The 21,184-nt window shown below is 70.1% G+C and carries 16 protein-coding genes; 10 read left to right on the top strand and 6 right to left on the bottom strand.

The annotated features are described in order from the left end of the window. Nucleotides 1–64: 64 nt before the first annotated feature. From LV79_RS11710 to LV79_RS11695, 4 genes are all read left to right on the top strand, one after another. Entirely contained in the window at nt 65–760 is a 696-nt protein-coding gene (locus LV79_RS11710; protein ID WP_253834967.1) for an iron-dependent transcriptional repressor DtxR, read from the top strand. Next, nucleotides 757–1,983 (top strand): galactokinase, encoded by a 1,227-nt coding sequence (locus LV79_RS11705; protein ID WP_253834965.1) that lies wholly within the window; start codon nt 757–759, stop codon nt 1,981–1,983. The genes LV79_RS11710 and LV79_RS11705 overlap by 4 nt, the downstream gene beginning before the upstream one ends. 34 nt (nt 1,984–2,017) lie before the next feature. After that, the gene (galE, locus tag LV79_RS11700; protein ID WP_253834963.1) at nt 2,018–2,974 is read left to right on the top strand and encodes a UDP-glucose 4-epimerase GalE; all 957 of its coding nucleotides are present in this window, start codon (nt 2,018–2,020) and stop codon (nt 2,972–2,974) included. Nucleotides 2,975–3,170: 196 nt separating this feature from the next. Further along, on the top strand, nt 3,171–4,667 hold the full coding sequence (locus tag LV79_RS11695) for a pentapeptide repeat-containing protein (protein ID WP_253834960.1): 1,497 nt from the start codon (nt 3,171–3,173) through the stop codon (nt 4,665–4,667). 303 nt (nt 4,668–4,970) lie between these two features. Here LV79_RS11695 and LV79_RS11690 read toward each other — a convergent pair whose 3' ends face one another. The 3 genes from LV79_RS11690 to LV79_RS11680 form a co-directional block, all read right to left on the bottom strand. Further along, nucleotides 4,971–5,996, bottom strand: a complete 1,026-nt coding sequence (locus tag LV79_RS11690) for a DUF4192 domain-containing protein (protein ID WP_253834956.1) — start codon at nt 5,994–5,996, stop codon at nt 4,971–4,973. Between the two features lie 98 nt (nt 5,997–6,094). Beyond that, the gene (locus LV79_RS11685) at nt 6,095–6,598 is read right to left on the bottom strand and encodes a M23 family metallopeptidase (protein WP_253834954.1); all 504 of its coding nucleotides are present in this window, start codon (nt 6,596–6,598) and stop codon (nt 6,095–6,097) included. 113 nt (nt 6,599–6,711) lie between these two features. Beyond that, nucleotides 6,712–8,517, bottom strand: coding sequence for a Xaa-Pro dipeptidyl-peptidase (locus LV79_RS11680; RefSeq protein WP_253834946.1), 1,806 nt, complete (start codon nt 8,515–8,517; stop codon nt 6,712–6,714). A 263-nt stretch (nt 8,518–8,780) separates the two neighbouring features. On the opposite strand from LV79_RS11680, the gene add reads away from it, so the two are divergent. Together add and LV79_RS11670 are read left to right on the top strand one after the other, a co-directional pair. Next, nucleotides 8,781–9,791, top strand: coding sequence for an adenosine deaminase (gene add / locus LV79_RS11675; protein ID WP_253834944.1), 1,011 nt, complete (start codon nt 8,781–8,783; stop codon nt 9,789–9,791). Nucleotides 9,792–9,800: 9 nt separating this feature from the next. Next, nucleotides 9,801–11,387 carry a mucoidy inhibitor MuiA family protein gene (locus LV79_RS11670; protein ID WP_253834942.1) on the top strand — a complete coding sequence of 529 codons (1,587 nt, stop codon included), beginning with the start codon at nt 9,801–9,803 and terminating at the stop codon, nt 11,385–11,387. On the opposite strand, the gene LV79_RS11665 is transcribed toward LV79_RS11670, so the two are convergent. After that, nucleotides 11,384–12,292, bottom strand: a complete 909-nt coding sequence (locus LV79_RS11665) for a TIGR03619 family F420-dependent LLM class oxidoreductase (RefSeq protein WP_253834940.1) — start codon at nt 12,290–12,292, stop codon at nt 11,384–11,386. The genes LV79_RS11670 and LV79_RS11665 overlap by 4 nt on opposite strands. 39 nt (nt 12,293–12,331) lie before the next feature. Here LV79_RS11665 and LV79_RS11660 point away from each other — a divergent pair, with 39 nt between their 5' ends. The 4 genes from LV79_RS11660 to LV79_RS11645 are packed head-to-tail and all read left to right on the top strand — an operon-like array spanning nt 12,332 to nt 19,268. Continuing rightward, a complete protein-coding gene (locus tag LV79_RS11660; RefSeq protein WP_253834938.1) occupies nt 12,332–14,344 on the top strand; it encodes a prolyl oligopeptidase family serine peptidase in 2,013 nt (670 codons plus the stop codon). 48 nt (nt 14,345–14,392) lie between these two features. After that, complete coding sequence (locus LV79_RS11655) at nt 14,393–17,407, top strand: DEAD/DEAH box helicase (RefSeq protein ID WP_253834935.1); 3,015 nt, start codon at nt 14,393–14,395, stop codon at nt 17,405–17,407. Beyond that, nucleotides 17,400–18,209: an SWIM zinc finger family protein gene (locus LV79_RS34405; protein WP_253834933.1), complete on the top strand. Its 810-nt coding sequence runs from the start codon at nt 17,400–17,402 to the stop codon at nt 18,207–18,209. Before LV79_RS11655 ends, LV79_RS34405 begins: the two co-directional genes overlap by 8 nt. 12 nt (nt 18,210–18,221) lie before the next feature. Beyond that, nucleotides 18,222–19,268: a DUF2293 domain-containing protein gene (locus tag LV79_RS11645; protein ID WP_253834931.1), complete on the top strand. Its 1,047-nt coding sequence runs from the start codon at nt 18,222–18,224 to the stop codon at nt 19,266–19,268. Between the two features lie 3 nt (nt 19,269–19,271). Here LV79_RS11645 and LV79_RS11640 read toward each other — a convergent pair whose 3' ends face one another. Beyond that, nucleotides 19,272–20,246, bottom strand: coding sequence for a neutral zinc metallopeptidase (locus LV79_RS11640; RefSeq protein ID WP_253834929.1), 975 nt, complete (start codon nt 20,244–20,246; stop codon nt 19,272–19,274). Nucleotides 20,247–20,256: 10 nt separating this feature from the next. Then, a complete protein-coding gene (locus tag LV79_RS11635) occupies nt 20,257–21,180 on the bottom strand; it encodes an NADP-dependent oxidoreductase (RefSeq protein WP_253834927.1) in 924 nt (307 codons plus the stop codon). Nucleotides 21,181–21,184: the final 4 nt, after the last annotated feature.

The following is a 21,184-nucleotide window of genomic DNA, read 5'->3' as shown; positions in this document are numbered from 1 at the left end:
TGCTACTACCCCGCTGCTCTGTCGGAGCGAGCGACTAACATGGAGGTGACGAAGGGGAACCGGCGTGAACGATCTCATCGACACCACCGAGATGTACCTCCGCACCATCTACGAACTCGAGGAGGAGGGTGTCGTCCCCCTGCGTGCCCGCATCGCCGAACGGCTGGGCCAGAGCGGCCCGACCGTGAGCCAGACGGTGGGCCGCATGGAGCGCGACGGCCTGGTCGTCGTCGCGGGCGACCGGCACCTCGAGCTCACCGACCACGGCCGCTCCCTGGCCGTCGCCGTCATGCGCAAGCACCGCCTCGCCGAACGCCTGCTCGTCGACGTGATCGGCCTGGAGTGGGAGCACGTGCACAGCGAGGCCTGCCGCTGGGAGCACGTGATGAGCGAGGCGGTGGAGCGCAAGCTGGTGAAGCTGCTCGGCCACCCGACCACCTCCCCGTACGGCAACCCGATCCCCGGTCTGGACAAGCTCGGCGAGGGCGACCCGGCCCCGCCGGTCGAGGCCGGTCTCGTCCGCGTCGACGAGGTCTCCCGGCGCGGCGGCGGCCGGGTCGAGGTGCGCAGGATCGCCGAGCACATCCAGATGGACCCGGACCTGATGACCGAGCTGAAGGCGGTCGGCGTGCTGCCGGGCAACGTGATCGAGGTCGGCCCGACCGCGCAGGACGGCAGCGCGATCCCGATCACCGGCGCGGGCAACACCGCCGCGCTGAGCCCCACGATGCTGCACGCGGTGCTGGCCCGACTGCTGTGACCCCGGCCGACCGGGCCGCCGAGCGGTTCCGCGGGGTGCACGGACGTGCCCCCTTCGGGGTGTGGTCGGCCCCCGGTCGGGTGAACCTCATCGGCGAGCACACCGACTACAACGACGGTTTCGTGCTGCCCTTCGCCCTGCCCCACCGCGTCGCCGTGGCCGCGTCCCCGCGCACCGACGGCCGGATCACGGCCATCACGGTCGGCGACGACGGGGTTCCCCAGCGTGCCCAACCGGTCCCGGTGGCCGAGTTGACCCCCGGCCGGGTGACCGGCTGGGCCGCCTACGTCTACGGCGTCGCCTGGGCCCTGCGCGACGCCGGCTACCCCACCGCCGCCGACCTCGTCATCACCGGCGACGTCCCCACCGGCGCGGGCCTGTCCTCCTCCCACGCCCTCCAGTGCGCGGTAGCCCTCGCCCTCCTCGGCCTCGGCGGCGTGACCCCAGCCCCAGACCCCACGGCCGCGTTGGCTGCCGCCGGCTCCCGTGACATGTCCCAAGCCGTCTCGAATGCCGCTCACGAACCGCTCGCGAGCAGTGGTCCTTCCTTGGACCAGGTCGCGCGGTGGGTGCAGCGGTCGGAGAACGAGTTCGTCGGCGCGCCGACCGGGTTGCTGGACCAGACGGCGTCGCTGCGGTGCGTTGTCGGGCACGCCCTGTTCCTGGATGTGCGCGCCGGCGCGGCCGAGCACATCCCGTTCGACGCGCCGGTGTTGGTGATCGACACCAGGGTTCGGCACGCGCTGGCCGACTCGGCCTACGGCGACCGCCGCCGGGGCTGCGAGCGGGCGGCCGCGCTGCTGGGCGTCCTGTCGTTGCGCGAAGTGGACACCGGGGTCGACCTGGGCCGGTTGCCCGAAGACCTGCGCCCCCTGGTGCGGCACGTGGTCACCGAGAACGAGCGGGTGCTGGCGACCGTGGCGGCGCTGCGCGCGGGCACCGACATCGGCGAGCCCCTGACGGCCTCCCACGCGAGCCTGCGCGACGACTACCGGGTCTCGTGCCGGGAGTTGGACGTGGCGGTGGAGGCGGCGCTGGGTGCCGGTGCCCTCGGTGCCAGGATGACCGGCGGCGGTTTCGGCGGGTCCGCGATCGCTGTGGTGCCCCCGGCCGTCGACGAGGCGGTGCGCGCCGCCGTGCGGGCCGCGTTCGCGGAGCGGTCGCTGACCGCGCCGAGGCTGTTCGCCGCGGCGCCGTCGGCTGGCGCGGGCCGCGACCACTGAGACGACCAGAGAAGCAAGCAGGAGGAGGACCACGGTGAAGCTGCTCGTGACGGGCGGGGCTGGGTATGTCGGCAGCGTGTGCGCGGCCAGGTTGGTCGAGACCGGCCACGAGGTCGTGGTGGTCGACGACCTGTCGACCGGCCACGCCGACGCGGTGCCCGACGGCGCCACGTTCGTCGAGGCGGACATCGCCGAGGCGGCGGCCGACCTGCTCACCGGCGGTTTCGACGGCGTGCTGCACTTCGCGGCCAAGTCGCTGGTCGGCGAGTCCATGGTGGACCCGTCCAAGTACTGGGCAGGCAACGTCCTCACCTCCTTGCGGTTGCTCGACGCGATGCGCGACAACGGCGTCGCACGCCTGGTCTTCTCCTCCACGGCGGCCACCTACGGCGAGCCGGAGCAGGTCCCCATCCTGGAGACCGCCCCGACCCGCCCGACCAACACCTACGGCGCGACGAAGCTCGCCATCGACCACGCCATCACCTCGTACGCCAAGGCCCACGGCCTGGCCGCGGTGAGCCTGCGGTACTTCAACGTCGCCGGTGCGTACGGCGCCTTCGGTGAGCGGCACACCACCGAGACGCACCTGATCCCGATCGTGCTGCAGGTCGCCCTCGGCACCCGCCCGGCCATCTCCATCTACGGCGACGACTACCCGACCGCCGACGGCACCTGCGTCCGCGACTACATCCACGTGCTCGACCTCGCCGAGGCCCACCTCCTCGCCCTGGCGAACACCCGCGCGGGCGAGCACCAGATCTACAACCTGGGCACCGGCACCGGCTTCTCCAACCGCGAGGTGGTCCAAACCTGCCGCGACGTCACCGGCCACCCCATCCCCGCCGAGTTCGCCCCCCGCCGCGCGGGCGACCCAGCCGTCCTCGTCGCGAGCGCCACCGCCGCCGCCGAACACCTCGGCTGGAAGCCCGAACGCCCCGACCTCCACACCATCATCACCGACGCTTGGAACTTCACCCAGGCGCGCGCCTGACCCCAGCGATGCGCTCCACTGTGGACTCAACACTCCACAGTGGAGCCTCCACCCGTCGACCCGCCTGCGTCCCGCGCGATGTCGACCCAGGAAACGCGGTCGGCGGGTGGGGCGATGATCAATCGTGACGAGTTCGCCGGTTCCCCTCCCTGAGCGTCCGCCCACGCCGTTGCCGTCGCCGTCCAGACGCGCGGTCGTGGCGGCGGTTGTCGGGGTCGTGGTGGTGGTCGGCGGGCTGTTGGCGCTGCTGTGGCTGCTCGTCGACGGCAGTGCCCCGCAGGCGCCTGCCCAGTTGGAGCTGGTGCGCATCGGCACCACCGTTCTGCTGGGCGCGGGCGGCCTGTTCGGCCTCTACATCGCCTGGCGGCGGCAACGGTCGGCCGAGATCGCCCTGCAGCAGAAGCAACAGGACCAGGCCGACGTCGCGCGCGCCTACGAGCTGCAACGCGAGACCTTCGAGATCAACCGCTTGCACCAGGAACGAGTGGCCGCCGCGACCGAGGCACACCAGGAGCGGGTGGCCAAGGCGACGGAAACCGACTCGACGGCACGGCAGATCACCGAGCTCTACACCAAGGCCGTCGAACAACTCGGCTCCGACAAAGCCCCCGTACGCCTAGGCGGCCTCTACGCCCTCGAACGGCTCGCCCAGGACCACGCCAAGCAACGACAAACCATCGTCAACGTCCTGTGCGCCTACCTCCGCATGCCCTACACCCTCCCCGGCACCCCACCCACCGACGACGCCGACACGGCGCTACTCACCACCCACCAACACCGCACCCAGGAACGCGAGGTCCGCCTCACCGCTCAACGCATCCTCACCCACCACCTCCACATCGACGACACAGCTACCTTCTGGCACAACATCGACCTAGACCTCACCGGCGCCCTCCTCATCGACCTCGACCTCGCCGACTGCACCATCCGCACAGCCAGATTCGACAACGCGACCTTCACCGGCACCGCCAGGTTCAACCGAACCACCTTCACCAGCGACGCCTCCTTCACCGAAGCGACCTTCACCACCAACGCCAGGTTCCACCGGACGGCCTTCTCCGGCACCGCCAGATTCACCGAGGCGACCTTCACCGGCACCGCCGGGTTCACCGAGGCAACCTTCACCGGCGGCACCTGGTTCAACCGGACGACCTTCAGCGACACCTCGTTCGCCGAGGCGACCTTCATCAGCGACGCCTGGTTCCACCAAGCGACCTTCGCAGGTGAGGCCCGGTTCACGCGGGCGACCTTCACCAGCGATGCCGGGTTCAACCAGGCGACTTTCACCAGCGCCGCCGTGTTCGACAAGGCGACCTTCACCAGCGACGCCTGGTTCTACGAAGCGACCTTCGCGGGCGACGCCAGTTTCACCTGGGCGACCTTCACCGACACCGCCAGGATCACCAAAGTGACCTTCTCCGGTGACGCCTGGTTCGACGGCGTGAGCTTTGACGGCGCCGCGGACTTCGGGGAAACGGTGTTCGGCGGCGCCGCCAGTTTCCAGGGGGCGACCCTGCCGACCAGACGCCACGCGGGCCCGGGGACTCCTGCTCCCTGGGTGGACTTCTCGCGTGCGCGGTTCGAGGCTGGAGGGGCTCCCCCAGAGGTGCGTCCCTTCCTGCCCAAACCGGACGAGGCAGATCCCTCACCCGGTTATGGTGAGCCAGAAGGAGACCCGCTGCGGACGCGGTGACGCCCGCGTGCCCAGCGAGGCGCGGAGAGCCGTGGTGGTGCGCTAACGGAGCAGCCACACCACCACGGGATCCTCCACAGCACGGATATCCGGCCCGTGTCCCACCCCAATCGTCACGTGCACCCGTCAAGTTCACCACCGTGGCGCGTACCCCACCGGGCACCACAGCCAGGTCGCCCGCATCCGGCAGCATGTCGCGGGCGGCGGACTGTGCCAGCGGGAAAAAGTGGCAGCACCCAACTCCTACCTACCGACCCGACCAGCGCCAGCCGCGGACCCGTCGCCCCTGACCCGGCGGGTGGGTCAGCCGGGGCGGGGGCGGGCGGACTTGGCTTGGGCTTCGGCGATGAGGGTGCGGAGTTCGGTGGGTGGGATGCCGTGCTGGGCGGCGGAGTCCACGAGGGCGGCGAGACTGTGGCGAGGGTTGGCCGCGAGTGCGATCCCCAGCGCGACACGGGCGTAGACGCCGTCGCCGCGCAGGTATCTGCTGACGGCCAGTTGGAAAGCGGCCTCGGCGCGCTCGGGAGCAGGCAGGGCGCGGGTTAGCCGCGTCCAGAGCCGAGCAGCCGAACGGTCTCGGGTCCCCAGTGGAATGGCCATGCACGCCTCGCGGACACGCGGGTCGGACAGGGCGATGGCCAGCTGGGCCAGTCTGGTGTCGTCGAGATCCGGATCCGTCGGCGAGGGATCGGCTACGCGCGCTCCGCGACCCCGCACCGGCGAAGCGTCGAACTCGTCGATGACCTTGTGGACCAGGTCGAGTTTCTCAGCGGTGGTCGACTTGTCCGCGGCAACGGCGGCGTCGATGAGGGCGGCTCTACGGTCCAGATCGCCTTCGGGGTCGGCGGCGAGGCTGGCGGCCATATCCGCGCGTGACGAGTAGACGACGATTCCCTGCACGGTGAACTGCGCGGCGATCGCGGAGCTGGCCGGGTCGGCGACCGCGCCGGTCAACCCGGGGTCCCGATAGGACAGCCACGGCTCGCCCGCCTCCACCGAGCGGGTCCAGAACGCGTGCTCGACCGACACCCCGACCTCCACCAGCGCCCTGGTGACCGCCTCAACGAAGGCCGGGTCGTGCCGGGGTTCACCGCCGCCCACCACGATGAGCAGGGCGACCCGCACGTGGTAGCCGGTGATGATGTCGGCGAGGTGGGTGGCCATCGGCACCCGCCCCGGCGGGGCCGGGAGGTCGACCCGGATGACCGGGCCGACCTCCCCCGCGTCGCGGATGGTCAGCGCGACCAGGGAGTCGGTGGGCGCGAACCCGATCAGGTACGGGAGCGCGGCGATGACCTGGTCGGTGTGGCGCAGGTTGGTGATCGTCATACGACCACTGTGCGCGGCTGGTGGGCCGGGCGACAGGATTCGGTTTCGCCGGTGGACAACTCAGGGCCTTGTGGACAACTCATCCACAGGCCCGTGGCTCAGCAGCTGTTCCGGCTGGTGTAGGCCCGGGTCCCCCAGTACAGCGCCTGGGTCCCGTTGAACACGGCCTTCTGCGCGGACCCGTTGAGCGTCTGCTCGAAGTGCAAGTGCGGTCCGGTAGACCCACCGGTGCTACCGACGTTGCCGATGAGCTGACCGCGCGAGACGTTCTGCCCGACGGAGACCCGTTGCGCCGACAGGTGCGCGTACCGGCTGCGCCACCCGGAACCGTGGTCGATCTCGATCCACCGGCCGTAGCTGACGCTACCTTCGTTGTCTACTCGCGACACCCGGCCCGCGGCGGCAGCGACTACGGCGTCACCGCTGTCGTTGGCGCGGTTGAAGTCAACCGCGTTGGCGGGGCTGTGGTTGGTCCGGGTCTGCCCGTCCCACACCTGCCCGCACGGGAACGGGACCTGGAACGCGGGCGCCGCCGAGGCGACTCCTCCTCCGACCACGAGGAGAGCCGCCGCGACGGCGACCGTGCTTGCCACACCGACCATGGACCGGATCATTCGCACCTCCACTGGGGAACATCGCGAACGATCCGACCACGGCTGTCGGGACTAGAGGAACACCCACGAACCCCTAGAGGATCGTGTGACTACCCCACACGTCAGCCGACGGCGGTCTTGAGCGCGTCGAGACCACCGACGATCGGCAGGGTCAGGTTGCTGCCCTTGAGGTCGACGGAGAAGCCCGCGCCCGCGGCGGGCCGGAGGGTGTAGTCGTAGTCGCTGGAGAGGACCACCAGACCGAACTGGTGCCCAGCGGCCAGCACGTAGTCGTCCGGCACCAGGTCGGCCCGCAGGTCGTAGGCCTTGCCGGGCTGGATCGGGTCCGTGCGGCTGATGTTCTTGCGGTTCTGCGGGTCGGTCCAGCCGCGGGTCACGACGGTCGACTTGCCGTCCGGCGCGCGGTCGACGAGTAGCGCGGTCACGTTGGCCGCGGGCCGGGTGAACGACAGGCGCAGGTAGACCTCACCCTTGCCGCTGAAGCGCAGCGGGGTGGTCGACGGGCGGCTCAGGTAGACCAACCGGTTGGGCGAGCCGGCCGCGTTGGCCAGGCTCTCGGCCGTCTTGCTCGCGTCGTCGGTCAGCGACTCGACCACGCGGCGGTCTGGACGCCCGATGGTCAGCGCGCCGGAGGTAGCGCCACCGGCACCCGGGTAGAGGGTGGCGAGGGACGCGGACGGCGCAGGCCACTCGGCCTCTTCCACCCAGGTCTTGTCCTCGCGCTGGATGGTCAGCTTGGGGCCGTCCTGGGCACCGTTGTCGACCCCGTACAGGTAGTGCGAGAACCACTTGTTCAGCGTGATCAGCCACGGGTCGCGGCGCAGGCTGTAGGGGTCGGCGTGGCCGGACTGGTGCAGCCAGATCTTGTGCTCGACGCCCTGCTTCTTGATGGCCTCGTAGAACTGGGCCACGTGCGTCATCTTCACGTTCCAGTCGTTGAGGCCGTGCACGGCCAGCACCGACGCACGGACCTTGCGCACGTCGTTGAGGTAGTTGCGCTCGTCCCAGAAGTTGCTGTAGTCGCCGGTGACGCGGTCCTGCTCGGCGGTCAGGTCGTTGATCACCGACGCGCACGCGGTGCGGTCCGCACGGGTGTGCACGTACTTCGCGAGCACGTCGACGTCCTCGCCCTGGAAGGTGCCAGGGGCGACGACAGCGCCATCGGCGCGGTAGTAGTCGTACCAGCTGGAGATGGCGGCGATCGGCACGATCGTCTCCAGGCCCTGCACGCCGGTAGTGGCAACGGCGGTGGGGAGGGTGCCGTTGTAAGACACGCCCATCATGCCGACCTTGCCGGTGGTCCAACCGGCGGTGACACGGGTACCCGCGGCGTCTTGTGCTGCCGCGCGACCGTTGAGCCAGTCGATGACGGAGCGCGCGCCGATGGTCTCGTTGCGGCCACCGCTCGTGGGGCACCCGGTGGACAGGCCCGACCCCAGGGACTCCGCGTAGACGACCGCGAAACCACGCGCGGTGAAGTACTGCTCGTACCGCCAGGTGATGGCGGGGTTGGGGCCGCCGAGGGACGTGGTTGCCACCTTCGGCCCAGGACGGTTGTCGGGGACGTGCAGCTCGACGTCGACGTTGTGGTTGTCGACGTCGTTGCCGCCCGCGTAGTACGGACTCGCCTGGTACACAACGGGGACGCGCAGCCCCTGCTCGGTCGCACGTGGCCGGACGACCTCGACGTGCACCAGGTCGTCCTTGCCGTCGTTGTCGCTGTCGACCGGCGCGGCGACCCACAGCGACTCGCGCACGACGTCGGTGGGGCTGAACACGGGCTGCGCCTGCCCGTCGACGAACACGGGCGCGGGCGGTTCCGGTTCGGCGGACGCGGGCGACACCAGGAGCGGCACGGCCAACAGGGCGGTGAGGGCACCGACGACGGCGGATCTCGCACGTCTCATGGGGTTCTCCAGATCTTCGGCAGGGGACCTGCCCGCACCCTTGCCCGCCGTGCGGCGGGTGTCAAGGGGGTTCTGATCTGTCTACAAGGGATGGTCGTCTTGACGCCCCCCGGCGGCTGGGCCAGACTCGGCGTGTGCCCGTGATCCTCGGCTGGTTGGTGCCGCTTCCCCTCTACGGGGAGGATCACGAGCGCGGCGACCTCGCCTGGTGATGCACGCGTGTTGTGCCCCGCGTACCCATCCCACATCCCGAGAGGTCGTCCGTGCACGCCTACGTCCACGCCCTGCCCAAGGTCGAACTGCACCTGCACCTGGTCGGTTCGGCGCCACTGGACGCTGTCCGCGAACTCGCCCTGCGCCACCCGGATGGCGGTGTTCCCACCGACCACGACGAGTTGGTGCGGTACTACGAGTTCACCGACTTCACCCACTTCATCACCGTCTACGGCAAGGTCTCGCGTCTAGTCCGTACCGGTGCGGACATCACTACCTTGCTCGTTGGTATCGCCCGTGACCTAGCGGCCTCTAACGCGCACTACGCCGAAGTCACCATCACGGCGTTCGACCACCTCAACAACGGCATGGACCCAGCGGAGTTGTCGGAAGCACTGACCGAGGGCCGTAAGAGGGCACTTGCCGAGCACAGTGTTGTCCTTGCGTGGATCTTCGACATCCCGGCAGGTCTAGAGCGCGCGAAGGACGAGAGGACAGTCGACTGGGTCCTTGCCCACATGCCGGAGGGCACTGTTGCCTTTGGCGTTGGTGGACAAGAGGCGGGGATGCCGCGCGCGTCGTTCCGCCGGTCGTTCGACCGCGCACGGGAAGCCGGTTTGCACTCAGTCCCGCACGCGGGGGAAACAGTGGGTCCGGAGGAGATCTGGGCCGCGGTCCGCGAACTCGGTGCCGAGCGCATCGGCCATGGGGTGAGCGCGGTTCAAGACCGGGACCTCTTGCGCCATCTGGCCCACGAGGGCATTCCACTCGAGGTGTGCCCGACGTCGAACCTCCGCACGCGCGCGGTGCTCGACATCGCACAGCACCCGATGCCGCTACTGCTGGAGGCAGGCGTACCGGTCACGTTGGCGACCGACGACCCGGGCATGTTCCACACGGATCTCGACCGCGAGTACCTGCTCTGCCACGAGCAGTTCGGCCTAAGCCGGGGAGAACTGGCCGACATCGCTCGAACCGGGGTGCGGTCCGCGTTCTGCGGCCCCGAGCTCAAGGCCGATCTCCTCGCCAGGATCAGTGCCGTCGAGCGCTCCGGTGGGTAGCCTCGCGGCGTGACCATTCGAGTTGACGCAGGTATCACCGCCGTGACCGTCTACCCGGGACAGGCGCGGATCACCCGTAGCGGCGAGGTAGCGCTAAGCGCGGGCGAGCACCGCGTCACCATCGGTGGACTACCGCAGTACCTGCACGCGGACTCCATTCGCGTGGCGGGCAGCGGACCGGCGACGGTGCTCGGCGTCGACGTGCGTACCGAGCACCACCACCGCACCCAGGACGCGGCGCTCGGTGAGCTCGAGGAGCGCAGGGACTCCCTCCACGCGGCGCTGCAGGAGTTGGGCGACCGCGGCAGCGTGCTGGACGCGCGGGCCGAGCTGATCACCACCCTGGGCAGGCGCGCGGGCAGTACCTTCGCGCAGGCGCTGGCCAAGGACGAGGCCGACCCGGCTCGGGTGGCCCAGGTGGGCGACGCGCTGGCCGAGCAGCTGGCGGAGGTGTACGCGCGACGCCGCGAGCTGATCGACTCCGTGCGCACCACCCAGGCCGAGCTCGACGAGGTCGAGCGGCGCATCGCCGGGCGCCAGGGCGGGCACCTGCCGGACACGACCGCCATCGAGGTCGAGCTGGCGGTGTCCGCCGACGGCGACGTGGAGCTGGAGGTCTCCTACCTGGTCGACTCGGCGAACTGGGAGTCGCGCTACGACGTCCGCCTCGTCGGCACGAGGCTGACGCTGACCTGGTACGGCCTGGTCACCCAGCACACCGGCGAGGACTGGCCGGAGTGCGACCTGCGGCTGTCCACGGCACGGCCCGCGACCAGCGTGGACGTGCCCGAGCTGGCCCCCTGGTACCTCGATGTCCTGCGGCCCGTCCCGCAGGCGAGCCGGAGCCGGAGCGAGGCCCAGGACATGCAGCGCGGGTACGGCATGGCCGGTGGCGCCGCGATGCCCGCCGCCGCGGCTCCCGGGGGCTACTCGCCGCCACCGCCGATCGCTGAGTCTTACGCCAGCGTGGAGCACGGCGAGGCGGCGACGGTCTACCGCCCATCTCGCCTGGTAGCCGTACCTTCGGACAGCAGCGCCCACCGCACGACTGTCGCGACCGTCGACCTCGCCGCGGAGCTCGACCACGTCACGGTGCCGTTGGTCGGCACGGAGGCCTACCTGCGCGCGACCGTGACCAACACGTCCGAACACACAATCCGGCCCGGCCGGGCGTCGATCTTCCACGACGCCGAGTTCGTCGGGGTGACCAACCTGGCGGCGTGGGCCCCGGGCGAGGAGGTCGAGCTGACCCTGGGCATCGACGACCGCGTCCGCGTCGAACGCGACCTGGTCAGGCGCTCGACGTCCAAGGCGGTGCTGGGCGGCACCCGCCGCCAGGAGGCGACCTGGCGGATCAAGGTCGGCAACTTCGGACCGCGACCCGCGCGGATCACCGTCGTCGACCAGGTGCCGGTGTCGCGCAGCGAGTCGGTCGTCGTGCGCGACCTGGTGCTCAAGCCGCAGCCTGCCGAGCAGACCGACATCGGCGAGGTCACCTGGAAGCTCACGGTGCCGCCATCGGAGACCGGCGAGATCACCATCAGCTTCCGGGTCGACGTCGCCAAGGACGTCACCCTCACCGGCTGGCGCGATTAGGCCCCAGCCGGGGCAAAGGCGGACAGGACCGACTCGGCGTGCGCCATCGACGCCGCCGGGTCGGCGTCCGGGGTGCCGATGGCCGGGTCGAAGTTGAGGTCGACGAACACCTCGGTGATGCCCTGCGCCGCCAGCCCGCCGAGGTCGTCCTTGATCTTCTCGACGCTGCCGGTCAGCGGACGTTCTCCCTGGTCGGGGCGCACGAGCACGACACCGCGGCAGATCATCCGCAGGTCGTCGGGGTCGCGTCCGGCCGACTCGGCCGCAGCGCGCACGACCTGGACCGACTCGCCGATCGTGGCCAGGTCGGCCCGGCTGCTGCTGATCCACCCGTCGGCCAGGCGACCCGCACGTCGCAGAGCGGGCTCGGCGGCGCCACCGAGGAGGATCGGCGGGCCTCCGGCCTGCACAGGCTTGGGGTCGGTCCGGCTCGCGGGCACGCGGTAGTGGGGGCCTTCGTGGTCGACGACCTCGTCGGTCCAGAGCCTGCGTAGGAGCGAGATGTACTCATCCGCTCTCTTACCTCGGCCGGCCAAGTCAGCGCCAACGGCCGCGAACTCTTCCGCTGACCACCCGATGCCCAAACCAGCGTCCACGCGGCCCGCGGAGAGCAGGTCGAGCGTGGCCAACTGCTTGGCGAGGAGTGCCGGAGCGAAGAACGGCATGTTGAGCACGGCGACGCCTAGGCGCACCTGGGTGGTCCTAGCCGCTACGTACGACAGCGCGGTGATCGGGTCCAAGACGCTGCGGTATGCGTCTCCCCAACTGCCGTCTGGTGGGGACAAGAGCCGCTGCATCGTCCACAAGGACCGGTAACCCAACTCCTCCGCCCGGGTCGCTACTCGCACGAGGTTGTCCACGGTGGCCCACGAGCCCGACACGGGCAAGGCGAATCCCAGCTCCACACCCCCCACGCTAGCCCACCCGCCGGCAGACTGGCGGTCATGACCGACGACGCCGACCCCTACCTCTGGCTCGAAGACGTCACCGGCGAGGAGGCCCTCGACTGGGTCCGCGCCCGGAACGCCGAGACCACGGCCGTGCTCACCGACGGGGAGCGGTTCGAGACGACCAAGGCGAGACTGCTGGAGGTGCTCGACGCCGACGACCGCATCCCGTACCCGCGGCGGCGTGGGGCCTACCTGTACAACTTCTGGCAGGACGCGGCGCACCCGCGCGGGTTGTGGCGGCGGACCACCCTGGAGCAGTACCGCACCGCGAAGCCGGAGTGGACAGTGCTGCTCGACGTCGACGCGCTCGGGGAGTCCGAGGGCGAGAACTGGGTGTGGAAGAGCGCGTCGGTGCTCAAGCCCGACTACAACCTCGCGCTGGTAGAACTGTCGCGCGGTGGCGCGGACGCCACCGTCGTGCGGGAGTTCGACCTTAGGACCGGCGAGTTCGTCGCGGACGGGTTCACCCTCCCCGAGGCGAAGTCCCGCGTGAGCTGGATTGACGGTGACTCGGTCTACGTCGGTACCGACTTCGGCGAAGGTTCGCTGACCACGTCCGGCTACCCCCGCATCGTGAAGAGGTGGCGTAGGGGCACTCCGCTGGCGGAAGCGGAGACCGTGTTCGAGGGCAAGCCGGAGGACGTGAGCGTCTACGCCTACCGCGACCACACCCCCGGGTTCGAGCGCGACTTCGTAGGCCGCTTCCCGGACTTCTTCACCTCGGAAGAGTTCGCGGTCACTCCTAGCGGTGACCTCGCCCGGATCGAGGTACCGCTGGACGCGAACGTTGACGTTCACCGCGACTGGCTCCTGATCACCCTGCGGTCGGACTGGACCGTGGACGGTAAGACCTACCTGTCCGGCTCGCTGCTTGCCGCCGACTACACGGCCTTCATGGCCGGTGGGCGCGACCTGACCGAGCTGTTCGTCCCCGACGAGCACACCTCACTCAGCGGCACCGCGTGGACGCGCAACCACCTCATCCTCGCGGAGCTGTCCGACGTCAAGACGCGCCTAGAGGTGCTGACGCCGGGACCGGGCGAGTGGAGTCGGGCAGAGCTACCTGGCGCCCCCGAGGTCGGGTCGGCGGATGTCATCGACACCGATCCCGACGAGAGCGACGAGTACCTGCTCAACGTGAGTGGCTACTTGCAGCCCGCGACGCTGTTGCGCGGCGAGGTCGGTGGCGACCTGGAGACGCTGCGGCAGGCGCCCGCGTTCTTCGACGCCGAGGGCCTGACCGTCGAGCAGCACTTCGCGACCTCCGACGATGGCACCAAGGTGCCGTACTTCGTCGTGCGTGGCGCGGACACCAGCGGCCCGACCTTGCTCTATGGCTACGGCGGGTTCGAGGTGTCTCTTACCCCCGGCTACAGCGGTGGACTCGGCCGAGGCTGGCTGGAGCACGGCGGTACCTATGTGGTGGCGAACATCCGCGGTGGCGGCGAGTACGGACCCGCGTGGCACCGTGCGGCGCTGCGGGAGAACCGGCCCCGCGCGTACGAGGACTTCGCGGCGGTTGCGCGGGATCTAGTGGCAAGGGGCATCACGAAGCCTGAGCGGCTGGGCATGCAAGGTGGCAGTAACGGTGGCCTCTTGGCCGGCGTGATGCTCACGCGCTACCCGGAGCTGTTCGGCGCTGTCGTCAGCCAGGTCCCGCTGTTGGACCTCCGCCGGTACCACCTGCTGCTCGCGGGCGCGTCGTGGATGGCCGAGTGGGGCGACCCGGACGACCCGGCCGACTGGGCCTACCTGTCCGGGTTTTCCCCGTACCACAACGTCCACAGTGGAACCAAATACCCGCCGGTCTTCTTCGTCACCTCGACCAGGGACGACCGCGTGCACCCAGGTCACGCCCGCAAGATGGCCGCCAGGATGATCGAACTCGGACACTCGCCGCACTACTACGAGAACATCGAGGGCGGCCACGGCGCGGCGGCGGACAACTCGCAGCGGGCGTTCATGTCGGCGATCGTCTACGAGTTCCTGCTGCGCACGTTGGCCTGACGACCGGCCCCAGCGGGACCGTCGGTCCCGCTGGGTAGTGTCTACCGGGTGTTGGCGCTGCACTGCCTGGTCACGGTCGCCGGAGAGGTAGCGCTCTGGGCGGAGGACTCCACCCTGCCCGCACGCCGACCGGGTAAGGCCGCCAAGGGGGTCGTCGAGCACCCCTTCGCCGTCTCCGGGCGCACGCTGTCCTCGCTGGTCGCGGGCCTGTCCGACGAGGTGTCGGTCCTGCTGCCGTCCTACCCGTCCGGCCCCCGCGCGTCCCCCGAACTGGTGCTCGACCCGCTGGCCAAGCGGGTCACCCCGCGCGGGGACGTCCGGCTGCACCCGTGGCGCGTGCCGGTCGCGAAGGTGTCACCGGCTGTGTTCGCCCGCCACGGCGTCCCCCGGCTCGGTGACGTGCGCACGGGGTCCAGCGTCCGGTTCATGGCGACCGTGGTGGCCTTCGCCGAGGACCTGGTCGGTCGGGGCCGGGTGTTGCCGACGATCGCGCAGGAGGAGGACGGGCTCGTCGCCCGGTGGCGCCCGGCGCTGTCGGGTACGGACTCGGCCAGGTACGCCCGACTGCGCGACGCGGTGCCGCCGGTGCTGCGGGCCGCACAGGTCGACGGGCTCGTGGGCAGGCGGGCCGAGGACGTGCTGCGGCCGGTGCTGGACGCGTTCGTCGACTCCGTGGCCCGATCACGGCTGGCCGGGGTCCGCCTAGGCCCATCTGGCACCAGCGCCTCCGCTGGCCGCGCGCTGCTGGTAGCGCTGACTGGCGATCCGCTGCTTGATGTCGCCGCTGAGCAATCAGCCCGGCTGGCCGACAGCCTTCAAGTGTGGCGGTCTGCGGTCGAGTTCGATGGGCCTGTCCGCGCCTGTTTCCGTCTACGAGCGCCCGAGGACGACAGCCCTACCCTGACCTGGACGCTGGAACTGCTGTTGCGGGCGGTGGACGACCCCAGCGTGATGGTCCCGGCCGAGCACGTGTGGAAGGGCGACGGCGGGACCATCCTTCGGCGCTGGGTGACCCGCCCGGACGAACTGCTGCTGGCCGAACTGGGACGCGCGGCGCGCCTGTTCCCGGACCTGGACAGCTGCCTGCGCGAACACGCTCCCACCGGATTGAGCCTGGACACCGAAGGCGCTTATCGGTTCCTGACTAGCGCCGCCGCGCTCGACCAAGCCGGTTTCGGCGTCTTACTGCCGTCGGGCTGGCGCGCGTCGTCCGGTGTTGGGCTGCGGTTGACCACTACGAGCCGAGGCACGGCGGGCACCGTGACGCGCAATTCGGTTCTAGGGAAGAACGAACTGGTCGACTACCGCTGGGATCTAGCGCTGGGCGAGGAGACGCTCACCGAGCAAGAACTCAACGACCTAGCGGCAGCGAAGGTCCCTCTAGTGCGGGTTCGCGGTCGTTGGGTGCAGGTAGACCAACGCGGTCTGGCCGAAGGCTTGGCTTTCCTAGAGCGCAGTCGAACCGGCCAGATGTCCGTGGGCGAAGTACTCGACCTGGCGAGCATGCCTCCGGAGGAGGAAGGTCTACCGGTTCCGGTGGTCGGCGTGAGCGGCTCGGGCTGGTTGGCAGACCTGTTGTCCGGGGCCGTAGAGGCCCACCTGGAGCCGGTTGAGACCCCGGAGGGTTTCACTGCCGAACTCCGTCCGTATCAACGCCGTGGCGTCGCCTGGCTCGCCTTCCTTGACCGGGTCGGTCTGGGCGCGTGCCTTGCCGACGACATGGGCCTCGGCAAGACGGTTCAGCTCTTGGCACTAGAGGCCATGGTGCGCGAGAAGGGTAAGAGGCCGCCAACGCTGCTGGTGTGCCCCATGTCGTTGGTGGGCAACTGGCAGCGAGAGACCGAACGGTTCGCACCGGGTCTACGCGTGCACATCCACCACGGCGCCGACCGGCTCGCGGGCATAGACCTGGCCGACGCGGTTGGTGAGGCAGACCTGGTACTCACCACATACGCCATCGCCACGCGGGACGCGCCACTGCTGGCAACCTTGCCGTGGGATCGGATCGTGCTCGACGAGGCCCAGAACATCAAGAACAGCGCTTCTAGGCAGTCACAAGCCATGCGGTCCCTACCCGCACGACACCGGGTAGCGCTAACGGGAACTCCTGTGGAGAACCGGCTCGCGGAACTGTGGTCGGTCATGGACTTCACCAACCCCGGGCTCCTCGGCCCGCTCTCCCGCTTCCGCGCCCGGTTCGCGGTCCCGGTGGAGCGCCACGGCGACGAGGAAGCGGCGGCCCGCCTGCGCCGGATCACCGCGCCGTTCGTGCTGCGCAGGGTCAAGACCGACCCGGCCATCGTCGACGACCTGCCGGACAAGCTGGAGATGCGCCAGCTGTGCACCCTCACCCCCGAGCAGGCCTCGCTCTACCTCGCGGTGGTCGACGACATGCTCGCCAAGGTCGAGGAGGCCGATGGCGTGCAGCGCAAGGGACTCGTGCTGGCCACGATGACCAAGCTCAAGCAGGTGTGCAACCACCCGGCGCACTTCCTCGGCGACGGGTCGCCGGTGGCGGGGCGCTCCGGCAAGCTCGCCCGGCTGGAGGAGACGCTGGAGCAGGTGCTGGCCGAGGGCGAGCGGGCACTGTGCTTCACCCAGTTCACCGAGTTCGGCGCGCTGCTGGTGCCCTACCTGGCCGCCCGGTTCGACACCGAGGTGCTGTACCTGCACGGCGGCACCTCGCGGGCCCAGCGCGACGCCATGGTCCGCCGGTTCCAGTCCGGCTCGGGCCCGGCGATCTTCCTGTTGTCGCTCAAGGCGGGCGGCACCGGGCTGACCCTGACCGAGGCCAACCACGTGATCCACCTGGACCGCTGGTGGAACCCGGCGGTGGAGGACCAGGCGACCGACCGGGCGTTCCGCATCGGGCAGCGCAAGGACGTCCAGGTGCGCAAGTTCGTGTGCATCGGCACGCTCGAGGAGCGGATCGACACGATGATCGAGAGCAAGCGCGCGCTGTCGAAGCTAGTGGTGGGAACCGGCGAGAGCTGGTTGACCGAGCTGTCGACGAAGGAGCTGCGCGAACTGGTAACGCTATCGTCGGAGGCTGTCGGTGCCTGATGACGAGTGGTGGCGGGACAAACCGACCAAGGCGATCCCGGTCGAGGACGGCATAAGAGCGAGCACTCAGCGCGGTGACATCGGCCGCACGTGGTGGTCCCGCCGGTTCATCGAGTCGTTGGAGGCTCTAGGGCTAGGCGGGCGTTTCGAGCGCGGTAGGCGTTACGCGCGCGCGGGACAGGTGTTGAGCATGTCGTTGTCCACGAGCATCGTGGTCGCGCAGGTGCAGGGATCGCGCCAAGAGCCCTACCGCGTCCGGATCGGGATCAAGGCGTTCACCGAGCCCCAGTGGTTCGAGGTGGAGAAAGCGCTTGCGGGACAAGCGTTGTTCCGCGCTAAGCTCCTCGCGGGCGAACTCCCCATAGACATCGAGCAGGTGTTCGCGGGCGCGGGGCTGCGCTTGTTCCCCGACAGCGCCAGGGAACTGTCGATGGACTGCTCGTGCCCCGACTGGGAAGTGCCGTGCAAGCACCTCGCCGCGATCTGCTACCTGCTGGCGGAGTCGTTCGACGCCGACCCGTTCGAGATCCTCGCCTGGCGCGGGCGCGGGCGGCAGCAACTGCTCGACGGCCTGCGCGGGTCCATCGAGCAGCCGGAGACTGCCCACGACGACGCACTTGTTGACGTACTGGACGACTTCTGGGGAGCACCGGTGACAGCGCCTGCGGTGACGACGGTGCGTGCGGCACCAGACGCGGTGCTGGACCAGCTTGGCCCCTTACCGCTGACGGTCGGCGGACGGCCTCTGGTGGAATGGTTGCGGCCCGCGTACCGAGCGCTGGCCGACGCGGACGAGCGGTGAGCGGAGGCACTGGTGAGCGGACGGCTGGACCGCAGGGTGACGGCCGTGGCGGAAGACCTGCTCAAGCGCAAGAAGGTCGTCGCGCCGCTGGCGGTCCTGTCCGAGCTGGGGTGGCTGGGTAGCCGGTCGGTGCAGTCGTGGGAGCTGGGCCAGGAACCGCACCTGGACACCCTCGCCGCTGTTGGCCCGGAGCGGCTGGCCGAGGCGATGACCTACCTGCACGAGTGGGCCGCGGGCCTCGGCCTGCTGAAGTCCGAAGTGGACTACGTGGCGGCGACGAGGGACCGCAGGGCGCTGCGGTTCAGCCGGTCCGGCGACGCGGGCGTCGAGCAGGCGTTCCGCACCCAGTGGACCGATCCCGCGCTCCCGCCCGCCCGGCTGGCCCGGGTGGCGCAGCGGCAGGCCAAGGCACCCGACCTGGTCGTGCTCAACCCGGACAAGCGCTGGCACTGCGCTCAGTGCGGGGAGACCGGCGACTTCCACTTCGTGGAGGACGAGAAGCCGCTGTGCCTCGACTGCGCCGACATGGACCACCTGGTGTTCCTCCCCGCAGGCGACGCGGCGCTGACCAGGCGCGCCCGCAAGGCCAGCGGGCTGGCCGCGGTGGTGGTGCGGTGGAGCAAGTCGCGCAAGCGCTTCGACCGGCGCGGCATCCTGGTCGAGCGGGCCGCGCTGGACACCGCCGAGGAGCAGTGCCTGGCCGACGAGGACCTGCGCGAGCGGCGCAAGGCCCGCGACCGGGGCCGCCGGGCCGCCCAGGACCTGGTGTTCCAGGCCGCGTTCGCCGAACGCATCCGGGACCTGTTCCCCGGCCTGGCCACCGACCGGGCCCTCTCGATCGCCGAGCACGCGGGTACCCGCAGCAGCGGCAGGGTCGGCCGGTCGGCAGCGGGTCAGGCACTCGACGAGCACGCGGTGACCCTGGCCGTGGTCGCCGCGATCCGCCACGAGGAGACCGACTACGACGCGATGTTGATGGCCGGTGTCCCTAGGGCTACCGCGCGTGAACGCATCCGCGACGACATCGACCGTGTGCTCAACCTGTGGCGGCAGAGCTAACGGTCACTCGACGTCGGTAGTCGAGGCCGACCAGGTGTCGCAGGAGGCCGTGGTGCCGCCCTTAGCCCCACGCTCAGCCCACTCCAGTTGGTTGCGGCGTGACCCGTGGGTGTCGGAGCTGAGCGTGTCGCCGAAGCTGTCGACCGCCTCGTCGACGAAGTCGGACTCCAGCGCGCCGCCGCGTCGGGCCGCGTCCAGGAACAGGCCGCTGAGGCAGTTGGCCTGCAACTCGGTGCGCCGCGACACCGTCAACGCGGCTTCCTCGTCCTCGGTGTCCTCCTGCGTCGCCGCGGCCGACAGGATGCCGGTCAGCGCCTGCACGTGGTGGCCGTACTCGTGGCCGAGCACCGCGAGGTGGTACGGCGCGGAGTCGCCCGCGGCCCGCATCAGCCGGTCCCGGGGCATGTAGATCGTGCGGTCGCGGTTGCAGTAGAAGGCCAGCGCCTCTTCCTCGGTCGGTGAGACCCCGCACTTGGCCTTCGGGATGTCCGCGATCGACAGCTTCGGCGAAACCATCGGCTTACCTACCGCTCGCAGTACCGGCGTCCACGCCTTATCCAGACAGACCAAACCTTCTCGGTAGAAGGCCTCCAACTCCGGCGCGGTAGTGCCTAGAGCCGGAAGGGAGCACTGCGCGGCAGTCACCTCTCGGCCCGGGGAGAGCAGTGGGTTCCTAGAGATGTCTGCTGGCGTAGCGGGCTCGGTTTGCTCTGTCTGCTCGCCTACCGCAAGAGGGACACCTTGAACCACCCGTGACCCACCGGTGAACACCTTCCCCAGGATTCCTATCCACAGCACGCCAACGACGATGATGCCCAGCACGCTGACCAACACCAGCGGCCTGTTGCCCGGCTCCGCCCCGGTGTTCCCCACCGGGGCAGGGCCGAAGCGCGGTTCGTTCCCGATCACTTGTCCCCCAGATAGACGACACGGCAGCGGAACGAACGACTCCCCCGAGCCCCGCGCGCGTGTCGTCATCATAGAGGCGCTATGGGATAACCAGCACCACCCTTCCTCTACCGTGACCGGTCTCTACCTCGCGGTGGGCGTGGGACGCGGCAGCGAGCGGGTAGCGCGACCGGACGTGAGCGCGTAGCAGCCCACGGTCATAGAGGTCGACCAACCCGGCCAACCGCACGGCCGATCTAGTCCCGGTCACCCGCCGTACTCCGAACTCGGTGTAGCGGTCCCAGACCACCAAGGTGATGATGCGATCCCGGTCGACCCCCAGTTCGATCGAGGCGGTGAGGGCGTCGATCCCTGCGGCGTCGATCGCCGCGTCCACCCCGCGCGGGGCGAGCGCGCGCACCCGCGCCACCAGGCCGTCGCCGTACTCGACCGGGATCGCACCAAGCTCGCGCAGGTAGTCGTGATTGGCGGGGCTGGCGGTCGCGATCACCGTGGCCCCCCGCAGCCGGGCGAGCTGGATCGCCATCGTGCCGACGGCCCCCGCGCCCGCGTGCACCAGCAGCGTCTCCCCCGCGCGGACCCCCAGCTCCTCGACCGCCATCGCGGCCGTCTGCGCCCCCGCCGAGAACGACCCGGCCACCGCCCACGGCATGCTCTCCGGCTTGGCCACGAGGTTCTCGGCGGGCGCGATCCGGTACTGGGCGTAGCTGCCGTAGAGCGCGAACCCGAGCACCTCGTCCCCGACCCGCGGCGAGTCCACCCCGGGGCCGACCGCGTCCACCACCCCGGCGTACTCGTTGCCGATGACCTGCGGCAACACCGCCGCCCCCGCGGGTGGCCCCATCCCCTGGCGCACCGCGACGTCGAAGGGCTGCACGCCCGCCGCGTGCACCCGCAGCCGGACCTCGCCCGGCCCTGGCTCGGGCAGCGGGAGGGTGATCAGGCGCAGCACGTCGGCCGAGCCGAACTGGGTGACGGCCACCGCGGTCATCGTCTTGGTCATGCCC

The organism is Actinokineospora globicatena (assembly GCF_024171945.1).
Lineage (GTDB): Bacteria > Actinomycetota > Actinomycetes > Mycobacteriales > Pseudonocardiaceae > Actinokineospora > Actinokineospora globicatena.
Note: the sequence above shows the minus strand (reverse complement) of the source record. Positions and strands in the feature narration are given on the sequence as shown.